Raw genomic sequence first — 12,021 nt, 5'->3', positions numbered from 1 at the left:
AGGGCACATGAGTGACCCAGGAACCAGACCAGCTGACGACTGGTGGCGTAGCGCCGTCGTCTACCAGGTGTACCCGCGCTCGTTCGCCGACGCCGACGGTGACGGCACCGGGGACGTGAACGGCATCCGGGCCCGGCTGCCCTATCTGGCCGATCTCGGCGTCGACGCGATCTGGATCAGCCCCTGGTATCCGTCCCCGCTGCTCGACGGCGGGTACGACGTGTCCGACTACCGGGACATCAACCCGGAGTTCGGCACGCTCGCCGACGCGGACGCGCTGATCACCGAGGCGCACGCGCTCGGGCTGCGGATCCTGATCGACCTGGTGCCGAACCACTGCTCCTGGGAGCACCCGTGGTTCAAGGCCGCGCTGGCGGCGGAGAAGGGTTCGCCCGAGCGTGACCTGTTCTGGTTCCGCGACGGCAAGGAGGGCGGCCTGCCGCCGACCAACTGGCCGGCCGCGTTCGGTGGCGGTGCGTGGCAGCAGATCGACGACGGGCAGTGGTACCTGCACCTGTTCGACATCTCCCAGCCGGACTGGAACTGGGACAACCCGGCCGTGATCGAGGAGTTCGACGCGATCCTGCGGTTCTGGTTCGACCGGGGCGTCGACGGGTTCCGGATCGACGTGGCCGACTCGATGGCCAAGGATCCGGACATGCCCGACGTGGACCTGCTGCACAACGGCGAGCCGACCCACGAGAAGTACGTCGGCCATCCGTTCTACGACCAGCCGGGTGTGCACACCATCCACCAGCGCTGGCGGGCGATCGCCGACGAGTACGCCGACACGCCGCAGGGGCCCCGCGTGTTCGTCGCGGAGGCGTGGTTGTCGCCGGCCGAGCGGCTGGCGCAGTACGTACGGCCCCACGAACTGCATTCCGCGTTCAACTTCGACGTACTGCAATGTGCGTGGGACGCGAAGGAGTTGCGTGAGGTCATCGACCACACCACGGACAACCTGTGGGCGGTCGGGGCGCCGGCGACCTGGGTGCTGAGCAACCACGACACGATCCGGCACCGCACCCGGTACGGGCGGGACCAGAAGGATGCGCTGCAGGGGGCGGGCGTCGTACCCACCGACCTCGAGCTCGGCCGCCGGCGCGCCCGGGCGGCCGCCCTCCTCGAGCTCGCGCTCCCCGGCGGTGCGTACGTGTACCAAGGTGATGAGCTGGGTCTGCCCGAGGTCGAGGATCTGCCAGAAGAGCTTCTCGACGACCCGACCTGGGAGCGTTCCGGCCATACCGTCCGCGGTCGTGACGGCTGCCGGGTCCCGATCCCGTGGTCCGGTTCGGAGCCGCCGTACGGGTTCGGCCCCGGCACCGGTCAGCCCTGGCTGCCCCAGCCCGCCGACTGGGCTCCGCTGGCCGCGGAGGCGCAGGCACCGGATCCGGACAGCCACCTCAACCTCTACAAGGCGGCCTTGCGCATTCGTCGCGAACACCCGGCGCTGGGCGAAGGCCGCCTCATCTGGGATGCGGAGGCGAGCCCTGGCGTCCTCTCCTTCACCCGCGAACCCGGCTTCCGCTGCGTGGTCAACCTCGGCGACACCCCGATCGAGCTCCCCGCCCACCAGCGGATCCTGCTCAGCAGCGAGCCTCTGACCGGGACCCAGCTCCCCACGGACGCCACCGCCTGGCTCGAGGTCTAAAAGGAAAACGGCCGGAGGAGACTCCGGCCGTTTCCTGTCAGACCTAGCGGTACCGCGCGCGATCCTCACGGTCGCGCCGATCCCGGTCGTCCCGTTCCCACCGCTCCCGGTCCTCCCGGGCGCGACGATCGCGGTCCTCCCGGTCCCGCCGGTCCCGGTCTTCGCGGTCCCGCCGGTCCCGGTCGTCCCGGTCCCGGCGGTCACGCTCTTCCGCCCGGCGGCGGAACCAGCTCACTTCACGCCACCTGCCGTGAGGCCGGCGACGATACGGCGCTGGAACAGCAGTACGGCGATCACCAGCGGGATCGTCACCACCACACCGGCGGCCATCTGGCTGCCGAACGGTTGGTCGCGTCCCGAGGCGCCGGTGAACTGCGAGATCACCACGTTGGCGGTCTGGTACTCCTTCTTGTTCACCATGCTCAGCGCGATCAGGAACTCGTTCCACGCCGCGATGAAGGTGATGATCGCGGTGGTGAACACACCCGGTGCGGCCAGCGGGAGGATCACCTTGCGGAACGCCTGGGCCGGCGTACAGCCGTCCACCATCGCGGCCTGCTCGAGCTCTCGTGGCATCTGCCGGAAGAACGCGGTCAGCAGCCACACCGCCAGTGGCAGCGCGAACGACAGGCTGGGCACGATCATCGCCTGGTAGGTGTTGATCCAGTCGATGTTGACGAACAGCTTCTTCAGCGGGATCACCAGCGAGATGCCCGGGAACATCGAGGTGACGATGATGATCGCCAGCACGAAGTTCTTGCCCCGGAACTCCAGCCGGGCCAGCGTGTAGGCCGCCACCATCCCGATGATCAGCGTCAGGATCGTCACCGTACCGGCCACGATCAGGCTGTTCAGCAGACCACGCTGGAACCCGGTGCCGGGCTTGAACACGTCGGTGAAGTTGGTGAACGAAATGGGCGACGGAATGACCGAGTTGTCGAACTGGTCGGTCGGCCGCCGCAGCGACGACACCACCATCCAGAAGAACGGCACCAGGCAGTAGAGCACGATCACCGCGACACCGATCAGCGGCAGCCAGCGCCGGTACCACGGCGCCTCGGCAGCCTTGATGTCGATAGCCCTCGGGGCCTTCTCAGCAACAGCCATCATTCACCTCCTAAGCCGCCACCGGCGGTCAGTCCGGCCACCGGGGCGCCGGCGGCCGGGTCCGCCTGCTTGGCCTGGCCCCGCCCGTTCCGGCCGTTCTTCTTCTTCGTCTTCCGCTGGATGGCGTCACCGAACACGTCGGCACCCAGCAACTTGACGAACACGTACGCGACCACAGCGACGTAGATGAACAGCAAGGTCGCGTACGCCGCCGCCGGCCCGTACCGGGTCTGGTTGGCTTCGAGGTAGGCCAGGATCGACAGCGTCTCGACCGACTCCTTGTTCGGGCCGACCAGCACGAACGGCAGGTCGAAGATCCGCAGCGTGTCGAGGATGCGGAACAGCACTGCCACCAGCAGCGCCGGCTTCACCAACGGCATCGTGATGTGGATGAACGTCGACCACACCCTGGCGCCGTCGACCTTGGCGGCCTCGTAGACCTCGTCCGGGATCGTCTGCAGGCCCGCGAGCACCAGCAGCCCGATGAACGGCGCGGTCTTCCAGGTGTCCGCGACGATGACCGACACCACCGACTGCCAGCCCTCGGTGGACCACAGGATCTGGGTGCCGAGCACGTCGTTGGCGATACCGTCGGCCTGGAAGATCCACTTCCACAGCAGCGCCGACACGACGGTCGGGATCGCCCACGGGACCAGGATGCTGGCCCGCACGATGCCGCGGCCCCGGAACGCCTTGTGCATCACCAGGGCCATCAAGACACCCAGCACGGTCTCGAGGAGCACGCAGGTGACGGTGAAGAACGTCGTGTTGTAGAAGGCGTTCCAGAATCGGGTGCCGGTCTCGCCGGAGAAGATCGCCGTGTAGTTGTCGAGCCCCACGAACTTGGAGCCCTGGACGATGAAGCCCGACTCGTCGATCTGTTGACCGCTCGTGTACAGCGACTCGCGCAACGCCGCGAGGATCGGCAACCCGACCACCAGGATCAGCACGATCATCGTCGGCGACAGCAGCAGCGCGGCCAGCCGGCCGGTGCCTTCGTTGAACGAGCTCCGCTTGGGCTTCTTGGTGGTCTCCGGTGTCGGTCGCTCAGCGACCGGGACGGATGTACTCACCTCTGCCTCCTTCTCTCTGCCCGCCTCCGGCGGGCAGCGACAGGCCGGGGCCGGCACGTAGCTGTGAAGCTGCGCGCCGGCCCCGCCGCTTCGGTCATTGCGTGATGAGCGAGCTCAACTTGGTCTGCAGCTGGGTCAGTGCGTCCTTCGGCGTCATCGTGCCGGTCAGGGCGCCGTACGCCGCCTCCTGGATCGCGGTCGTGACGTCGCCGTACTTGACCACCTTCGGCCGCGACTTCGCACCCTCGATCGAGGCCTTCAGCGGCGCCAGGTACGGGAACTGCTTGTTCAGTGCCGGGTCGTCGTACAGCGAGGCCCAGGTCGGCGCCTGCGACGTCTTCTCGACGTTCGCCTTCTGCCGGTCCTCGCTGGACATGAACTTGATGAAGTCCGCCGCGGTCGCCTTGTTCTTGGCGAACTCCGAGATCGCGTAGTTGTGACCACCCAGGGTGGACACGCCCGCACCGGTCTGGCCCGGCAGCGGCGCGACCGCGAACTTGCCGGCGATCTTCGACGAGCCGTCGGTCTTGCCGGCCAGCGCGTACACGTACGGCCAGTTGCGGTGGAAGAGCAGGTTGCCCTCCTGGAACGCCCGGCGGCCTTCCTCTTCCTTGTAGGTGATGGCGGCCTTCGGGATGAAGCCCGTCTTGAAGCCCTCGGTCAGTGCGGTCAGACCGGCCAGCGCCTCCGGGGTGTCCACGTTCGGCTTGCCGTCGTCACCGACGACGACGCCACCGGCACTGTTGACGGCCTCGGAGAAGTTGACGGTCAGACCTTCGTACTTCTCGAACTGGCCCGAGTAGCAGCCGATGTTCTTGGCCTCCGGCAGTGCCTTCACCTTGGCACAGTCGGTGACCATCTCCTCCCAGGTCTTCGGCGCCTGCAAACCGGCCTTGTCCAGCAGGTCCTTGCGGTAGTACAGCAGACCGCCGTCGGACGTGACCGGGATGCCGTACAGCTTGTCGCGGTACTTCGCGGTGTCAACCGTTGACGGCAGCAACTTCCCGAGGTCCGGGAACTGGTCCGGCTGCAGCTCGGTGACCCAGCGGTTGGCCGCGAACTCGGCGGTCCAGACCACATCCAGGTTCAGCACGCTGAACGCGTCCGACTTGTTCTGCGCGTTCGAGATCATCTGCGCGCGTTGCTGGTCCGCGGACTCAGGCAGCTCGGACACGGTGACCTTCTCGTCCGGGTGCTGCGAGTTCCACGCGTTGACCTGGTTCGTCAGGTTCCCGGACGTGTCCTTGCCGGTGGCAAACGTAATCGGGCCGCGACCCTCAAGCGCTCCCCCGGTCGAGGTACCTCCGCTGCTCTCATCGTTCCCGCCACCACACGCGGACGCCAACAGCACCAGGCTGCTTGCGACGGCCACGAAAGCCGTCTTGCGTGTGTGTGATCGTTCAAACCTCATCGTTTACCTGCCCTCTCCCGATGGGACATCGCTTGGTCCTGCGTCAGCGGGGCGCAGTCCCCCACCGCACTGCGATCCGCCCTGTCCGGACAGTAACCGAGATCGGGGCCGATGTGTTCTGAGCCACACACACGTCCCCAATTCGACAGTCTCTGAAACGGACAGCCGCATGGCTGTATGCGACCGCGATTCGACAGCCCGCACAACGGGGTATTTCTTAACGATTCGGTATTACCGGCAAGTAACCTAACTGAACGCGCCGTAACCGTTCAGAACGACTCCGGGCAGTCGCCATCACGCTCCGGAGCGGATCCGGGCCCTTCCGGTACGACGGAAGGCCCCTTGTCGCCGTACCGGGGATCAGGCCGTGGAGGCGGAGGCGTCGCCGACGTTGCTGCGGACCCAGTCGACGATCTCGGTCGTGGTGGCGCCGGGGGTGAAGATCTTGTGCACGCCGAGCTCGGCCAGCGGCTGCAGGTCGGCGTCCGGGATGATCCCGCCGCCGAACACCACGATGTCCTCGGCCTCGCGCTCGACCAGCAGCTCGCGGACCCGCTTGAACAGGGTCATGTGCGCGCCGGACAGCACCGACAGCCCGATCGCGTCGGCGTCCTCGGCGATGGCGGTCTCGACGATCTGCTCCGGGGTCTGGTGCAGGCCGGTGTAGATGACCTCCATGCCGGCGTCCCGCAGGGCCCGGGCGACGACCTTCGCGCCCCGGTCGTGGCCGTCCAGGCCAGGCTTGGCGACGACGACGCGCAGAGGACTCGTAGCAGGCATGCTCGCAGGCTAACCGGTCCGTACCTCACGGATAAGACACGAAGGTGTGTGTTCCCCGACACGCGGGACGGGAACCGGTTACCTTGAAAGAGATCGGACCATTCGGGGGGTCTGGTTTGTGAGGAGTCGCCCATGAGCACCTGGCAGGACGACATCCGCGGCGCACTGGACGGACTCGCGTACGGCGCCCGGTCCGCCCTCACGCCCCGCGTACTGCACGGCGCGGCCGTGGAGATCGGCTGGCTCACCACCCACCTGGCGATGTATCCGCTCGGCCTGGTCGGCGGCTCCGGCTCCCGGACCGAACGGCTCACCCTGGCCGGCCTGACGCCGGCCCAGCGCAGCCTGCTGGTCAGCAACGTCCGCGCCGCCGGTACGCCGATCCTGCTGGCGCACGGGATCATCGACAACCACACGATCTTCGCGCTGATGCGCCGGCAGCTCCAGCGGCGCGGGTTCAGCAGCATCCACACGTTCTCCTACTCACCGCTGACGCTGGACGTACGCCGTACCGCGGAACGGATGGGTCAGGAGATCGAGGCGATCTGCGAGGCCTCGGGGTCGGACCAGATCCACGTCGTCGGGCACAGCCTGGGCGGACTGATCGCGCGGTACTACGTCCAGCGGCTCGGCGGTCATGGGCGGGTGCACACCTGCGTGACCCTCGGGACGCCGCACCAAGGGACGGTCGCGGCCCGGCTGCTGCCGTGGCCGCTGGTCAAGCAGGTCCGGCCGGACAGCGACCTGATGTCCGAGCTGGCCGAGCCGGCGCCGGACTGCCGGACCAGGTTCGTCGCGTTCTACAGCGACGTCGACCAGCTGATCGTGCCGCAGCGGCGGGCCCGGATCCGGCACCCCGACCTGCTGGCGAGCAACGTGCGGATCCGCGGCGTCGGCCACCTGTCCCTGCCGTTCCACGGCGAGGTCGTGCATCAGATCACCGGAATGCTGGCGCATCTGGACGAGCAGGACTCGGTCGCCTGAGTTGTCCTGACATGCTCAGTTTTGCCTGATCAGACAGCTTTTTGGGCGGCTTCCGCCAGATGCACGTGCAGCGGCTCATGCAAAAGTTTCGTGAAGGTGGCCGGGAAAAGTGGGGGGCAGGGTTTGTGGGCTCGTGACTGATCCGTTATCGTGCGTGAGTCCCCGGCGGGAATAAACCCCCACCAGGGATGGACAGTGCCCCTCCCCTGTGACCGAAAGGCCACGTTGTGTCCCAGCACCGTGCCGCGGGAGACCGCGTCACGCCCGGCAACGCTGCGCGCAAGCCCGGCGCAGGACGTCACAGTGCCAAGCATCGTGTTGCCAGGCGTAACACCCCCAGCAGTACCCAGATCGTCGGTCTGACCGCAGCGCTCGCTGCGGCGGCGGGAGCTGTCGGTTTCAGCCACAGCTCGCTCGCCTCGCCGACGCAGGCCAACTCGGCGGTGAACCTTGCCGCCCTGAGCCTGGACAACGGGAACCTGTCCGGCATCACCACCGCACGCATCCAGGCGCGTCAGCTCGCCACCCGTGACTCCTCCCGGGTCCAGCTGGCCGACACCGGGACGACCAAGAAGCAGGCCGCGGCCGCCCAGCTGGCCAAGGCCCGGGCCGCCAAGCTCACCGCCAGCCAGGCGCTGACCGCCAAGCGCGCGAGCGCCCTGGCGCTGGCGAAGGCCAAGGCCGCCGAGGCCGAGAAGAAGGCCCGCGAGTCGGCCACCCGCTGCGAGATCATGGTCACCGGCTACCACATCACCGCGACCTTCGGTCAGGGCGGCAGCCGCTGGGCCCACAACCACACCGGCCTGGACTTCGCCGCGCCGATCGGCACGCCGATCCGCAGTGTGATGAAGGGTGTGGTGATCTTCGCCGACTGGGCCGGGGCGTACGGCCGCCAGGTCCAGGTCCGGCACGAGGACGGCACCGTCACCTGGTACAACCACATGTCGAAGTTCAGCGTGTCGGTCGGCGAGACGGTGTACGCCGGTGACCAGGTCGGCGCGATCGGCATGACCGGCAACACCACCGGCCCGCACCTGCACTTCGAGGTGCACCCGGACGGCGGCGAAGCGATCGACCCGGCGCCCTGGCTGCGCAACCACTGCGGCCTGGACCCGTACACCGCCGGCTGACCTGACTAAGCTGCCGCGCATGCGTCCGGCAGCAGGTGAGGTCCTGCACTTCTCCGAAGATCCGACCATCCGGATCTTCCGGCCCCACGTCGCGAAGACGGCGTCGAAGGCCACCCCCTACGTGTGGGCCGTCGGTCCCGACCGAGCCCCCGACTACTGGTTCCCGAGGCAGTGCCCCCGCGCGATGGCGTGGGTCGAGTGGAGTGGCATCCGGATGCGGAACGCCCGGCCATGACGTCGTACGGCGGTGTTGCCGAAGCGGCCTGGGGCTGGGTCCTCGAGCAGGTCCGGTGGGACGACGACGGCCCGTGGATCCCGGAGGCAGCAGGCGGCGAGAAGCAGACCGAGTACCGCGACGGCATGCACAGCGGCCTCGGTGGACTCGCCCACACGCTGGCGGAGATCCGGCTCACCCGTCCCTGGTCCACCAGCGAGCAGAAGTTGGCGAGGGCCATCGCCGACCGCATCCGCACCGCCATCCCGACAGAAACGTCGGCCACCTACTTCGACGGCCTCGTCAGTTCGATCGGCGTCCTGACGGCGCTGGGTGAGCCCGGGTCGGGTGCCGCTGTCGAGCGCACACTGGAGATCGCTACCGGAGACGGCTGGCACGAGACCTTCCTCGAAGCGGCGGACAAGTACCGGCCGGGCGCCGTGGCCAACGACGCCACCCTCGGCACCGCCGCGGTCCTGATGGGCGGCCTCTGGGCCCTCCGCCACGGCGAGCAGGCCCGGCCACTGGCCGATCGGGCCGCCGATCAGCTGCTGGCCGAGCAGGAGGAAACGCCGAACGGCCTGAACTGGCTGTTCGTGCCGCGCCGGTTCGTGCTCGACCCACCGGTCGAGATGCCGAACTTCTCCCACGGCCTGGCCGGCATCGCCGCGGCGCTGGCCATGGCCGGCGTCGAGTTGGGGCGCCCGGAGCTCGTCGACGCGGCTCGGCGGGGTGCGGAGCATCTGGTCACGCTCGGGATCAACGACGGCAAGGGTTTCCGGGTGCCGCGGGTGATCCCGTGGGCCGAGCGCCACGGCGACGAGTACACCTACAACTGGTGCCACGGCGGTCCTGGTACGTCGCTGCTCTTCACGGCCCTCGACTACGCCGGAGTCGAGCAGGTCGCCGGTGAGCCGACGATGACCTGGCACCGGCGCTGCCTCGAGAGCGTGCGGCACTCGGGTGTCCCGGAGCGCGTCTACCCGGGCTTCTGGGACAACGACGGCCGTTGCTGCGGTACGGCGGGGGTCGGCGACGTCTTCCTGGATGCGTGGCACCGCAACGGCGACGAGCACGACCTGGAGTTCGCCGTACTGCTCGCGGATGCCCTGGTAACACGGGCGATCCGCGACGGGCGGTCGGCGTACTGGCGGTTCATCGAGCACCGCAACGAGGAGCCGCTGTTGCCGCCGGGGGTGGGGTGGATGCAGGGGGCGGCGGGGATCGCGGCGTACCTGTTCCGGATCGAGCGGGTGCTCGGCCGCAGTACCGACGCGGTGGCGCGGATGGACAACTGGTGGGCGCTCAGACGGTGATGACCACCTTGCCCCGGGCGTGCCCGGTCTCGAGGTAGGCGATGGCGTCGGCGGCGGCCGAGAGCGGGTAGGTGCGGTCGATGGCCGGGGTGAGCCGGCCGGCTTCAGCGAGTTCGCGGAGGGCGACCAGGTTGGCCTTGCTCGCCGCGGCGGTGAAGAGGACCACGCGATGGTGGACGAACGGAGCCACGGCCATTCCGCGGATCATCAGGCCGAGTGGGCCGAAGAGGCTGCCGCCACTGAAGACGCCGCCTCCGGACAGCACGAGGAGGCCGTTGCGGACCAGCGGTCGCCGGAGGGCGGTCAGGGACCGGTTGCCGACGAGATCGAGGACGACGTCGTACCGGCGGTCGGTGCGGCTGAAGTCGGTGGTGGTGTAGTCGACAACCTCGTCGGCGCCGACGGATCGGACCAGGTCGACGTTCGTGGTGCTGCAGACGCCGGTCACCTCGGCTCCCAGCGCCTTGGCGATCTGTACGGCGAAGGTGCCGACGCCGCCGGCCGCGCCGTTGATCAGGACGTGCTGGCCGGGCTGGAGCTTGGCCACGTCTCGGACGCCGATCAGAGCGGTGTTGGCGGCCAGTGGTATCGCGGCCGCCTGGTCGAAGGAGAGGTTGGCCGGTTTCGCCGCGACCCGGTCCGCGGGGGCGGCGACGTACTCGGCGAAGGCTCCGTTGGCTTCGCCGTACACCTCGTCGCCGACCTGCAGACCGGTGACCGCAGGCCCGACCGCTTCCACGGTGCCGGCGAAGTCCGTGCCGCGGATCGTCACGTTGGGCCGGCGCCAGCCGAGGTCGGCGGACGGGCGGGCCACGTACGGGTCGCCGCGCATCACGTGCCAGTCGCGGGCGTTGACCGAGGCCGCACGGACCTTGACCAGCACGTCGTGATCACCCGGCGCCGGGCGGTCGGTGTCGGTGAACTCCAGCACGTCGGCTGATCCGTAGCGGTACTGAACGATGGCCTTCATGGTCGCCCCCTTACAGCGTAAGTCTTACGTCGTAAGGTTGGCTTACGCTGTAAGAACAGTCAAGGGGTCAGCGCAGCCGATCGAGGCCGTCGAGGATCAGGTCGAGGGAGAACTCGAACTCGGCCTGGTCGTCGCACCAGCCGAGCGTGGAGTCCGGGTCGTCGTGGGCGATCTCGGTCAGCATGCCGACCAGGTTCGGGAGCTGGTCGGCGAGGTCGACGAGCATCCGCTCGGACGCGGCGCCGGCTCCGGCGGACGGGTCGAACAGCTCCTGCGAGAAGCCCAGGGCCCTGCTGCCCAACGCGTGCAGCGCGTGGTGCGCCAGGTCGTAGCTGAAGCCGCCGGAGCGCATCAGGCCGACCAGGCGGTCGTGGTACAGGACTACGGCCGGGCGCATCGTCGTACGGCTCTGCAGGAGCCGTGGCGCCCAGGGGTGCCGCAGCATGAGCTGACGGGCGGTCAGGATCCGCCGCCGCATCGCCGCCTTCCACTGATCGGCCCCGTCACCGCCGGCCGCGCCGGGTTTGTCGTCGTTGTCGACGATGGCGTTGAGCTCGTCCATCAGGACGTCGACGATGCCGTCGAGCAGGTCGTTCTTGTTGGCGACGTGGTAGTACAGCGACATCGCCTCGGCGCCGAGCGCGTCGCCGATCCGGCGCATCGTGACGGACTCGAGCCCGTCCGCGTCCGCGATCGCCACCGCGGCCCGCAGGACCCGGTCCCGGCTCAACGGAGTCCGCGGCTCAGAGGCCTGGGTCGCCACTTGGTCCCCTTCCCACGCTGGATTCGTACAGCGTAAGACAGGAGTCAGCGCTGCCAGACCTCAGCCGTGGTGAGGAAGGCGGAGGAGCCCGGCTTGTCGGGTGAGCCGTCGACCTGGACGAAGCCCGGGACCGACGCCCCGCCGATCGAGACGGTGGCGGACCGGACCGGGGCGATCACCAGGCTCAGGCTGTGGCTGCCCTCGGCGAGCTGGAAGTGGTCGGTCGCGAACAGCCGGCGATCGAGCACCCCGCCCATCTCGATCTGGATGTCGGCTGCCTTGGCGCTGAGGCCGTCGGCGAGATTCATCCGGACCTGGACCAGGTCGCGCTCGATCGCGGGCTCGTGCCACGGCAGGCCCTGCACCTCGAGGAACGAGCGGACGAAGTACCGCTCCAGCCAGGCGGCCAGGTCGACGTCCTCGGAGACCACCCGGACGATCCCGTCGAACCAGAGGATCACCGCCGTACCGGAGCCGCGGATGGACCAGTCGACCATCCAGATCGACGCGTACGCCGTCACCTTGCCGTTCTCGTCGAACAGCCGCAGCCCAGGGTTGGCCCCCGCCAGGATGATCCGGCGGTTGTTGTCAGCCGACTTCTTGGACATGGGGGACGCTTCCG

13 protein-coding genes are annotated in these 12,021 nt (G+C 68.5%); 5 read left to right on the top strand and 8 right to left on the bottom strand.

The genetic code is table 11. The annotated features are described in order from the left end of the window. The first annotated feature begins 7 nt into the window (after positions 1-7). Entirely contained in the window at positions 8-1,651 is a 1,644-nt protein-coding gene (locus ACZ6O0_RS13370; protein ID WP_465765115.1) for a glycoside hydrolase family 13 protein, read from the top strand. Between the two features lie 43 nt (positions 1,652-1,694). Here the strand turns inward: ACZ6O0_RS13370 and ACZ6O0_RS13365 are convergent, their stop codons facing one another. From ACZ6O0_RS13365 to ACZ6O0_RS13345, 5 genes are all read right to left on the bottom strand, one after another. Continuing rightward, positions 1,695-1,886, bottom strand: a complete 192-nt coding sequence (locus ACZ6O0_RS13365) for a hypothetical protein (RefSeq protein ID WP_465765114.1) — start codon at positions 1,884-1,886, stop codon at positions 1,695-1,697. Further along, the gene (locus ACZ6O0_RS13360; RefSeq protein ID WP_465765113.1) at positions 1,883-2,761 is read right to left on the bottom strand and encodes a carbohydrate ABC transporter permease; all 879 of its coding nucleotides are present in this window, start codon (positions 2,759-2,761) and stop codon (positions 1,883-1,885) included. Before ACZ6O0_RS13360 ends, ACZ6O0_RS13365 begins: the two co-directional genes overlap by 4 nt. Then, positions 2,758-3,831, bottom strand: coding sequence for a carbohydrate ABC transporter permease (locus tag ACZ6O0_RS13355; protein WP_465765112.1), 1,074 nt, complete (start codon positions 3,829-3,831; stop codon positions 2,758-2,760). Before ACZ6O0_RS13355 ends, ACZ6O0_RS13360 begins: the two co-directional genes overlap by 4 nt. Before the next feature lie 94 nt (positions 3,832-3,925). Further along, positions 3,926-5,242, bottom strand: coding sequence for an ABC transporter substrate-binding protein (locus ACZ6O0_RS13350; protein WP_465765111.1), 1,317 nt, complete (start codon positions 5,240-5,242; stop codon positions 3,926-3,928). 360 nt (positions 5,243-5,602) lie between these two features. Continuing rightward, a complete protein-coding gene (locus ACZ6O0_RS13345) occupies positions 5,603-6,022 on the bottom strand; it encodes a cobalamin B12-binding domain-containing protein (protein WP_465765110.1) in 420 nt (139 codons plus the stop codon). A 132-nt stretch (positions 6,023-6,154) separates the two neighbouring features. On the opposite strand from ACZ6O0_RS13345, the gene ACZ6O0_RS13340 reads away from it, so the two are divergent. From ACZ6O0_RS13340 to ACZ6O0_RS13325, 4 genes are all read left to right on the top strand, one after another. Beyond that, the gene (locus tag ACZ6O0_RS13340; protein ID WP_465765109.1) at positions 6,155-7,006 is read left to right on the top strand and encodes an esterase/lipase family protein; all 852 of its coding nucleotides are present in this window, start codon (positions 6,155-6,157) and stop codon (positions 7,004-7,006) included. A 227-nt stretch (positions 7,007-7,233) separates the two neighbouring features. Continuing rightward, positions 7,234-8,136 (top strand): M23 family metallopeptidase, encoded by a 903-nt coding sequence (locus ACZ6O0_RS13335; protein WP_465765108.1) that lies wholly within the window; start codon positions 7,234-7,236, stop codon positions 8,134-8,136. Between the two features lie 19 nt (positions 8,137-8,155). Continuing rightward, positions 8,156-8,371, top strand: a complete 216-nt coding sequence (locus ACZ6O0_RS13330; RefSeq protein ID WP_465765107.1) for a DUF6886 family protein — start codon at positions 8,156-8,158, stop codon at positions 8,369-8,371. Beyond that, positions 8,335-9,666 (top strand): lanthionine synthetase LanC family protein, encoded by a 1,332-nt coding sequence (locus ACZ6O0_RS13325; RefSeq protein WP_465765106.1) that lies wholly within the window; start codon positions 8,335-8,337, stop codon positions 9,664-9,666. Before ACZ6O0_RS13330 ends, ACZ6O0_RS13325 begins: the two co-directional genes overlap by 37 nt. On the opposite strand, the gene ACZ6O0_RS13320 is transcribed toward ACZ6O0_RS13325, so the two are convergent. The 3 genes from ACZ6O0_RS13320 to ACZ6O0_RS13310 all read right to left on the bottom strand — a co-directional run bounded on the left by ACZ6O0_RS13320 (position 9,656) and on the right by ACZ6O0_RS13310 (position 12,007). After that, positions 9,656-10,636, bottom strand: a complete 981-nt coding sequence (locus ACZ6O0_RS13320; RefSeq protein ID WP_465765105.1) for an NAD(P)-dependent alcohol dehydrogenase — start codon at positions 10,634-10,636, stop codon at positions 9,656-9,658. The two genes, ACZ6O0_RS13325 and ACZ6O0_RS13320, sit on opposite strands and share 11 nt — an antisense overlap. Positions 10,637-10,703: 67 nt before the next feature. Next, positions 10,704-11,399 carry a TetR/AcrR family transcriptional regulator gene (locus ACZ6O0_RS13315; RefSeq protein ID WP_465765104.1) on the bottom strand — a complete coding sequence of 232 codons (696 nt, stop codon included), beginning with the start codon at positions 11,397-11,399 and terminating at the stop codon, positions 10,704-10,706. Between the two features lie 44 nt (positions 11,400-11,443). Further along, a complete protein-coding gene (locus tag ACZ6O0_RS13310) occupies positions 11,444-12,007 on the bottom strand; it encodes a hypothetical protein (protein ID WP_465765103.1) in 564 nt (187 codons plus the stop codon). Positions 12,008-12,021 lie beyond the last annotated feature (14 nt).

The sequence above is a fragment of the Kribbella sp. NPDC048837 genome (genome assembly GCF_055586945.1).
Note: the sequence above shows the minus strand (reverse complement) of the source record. Positions and strands in the feature narration are given on the sequence as shown.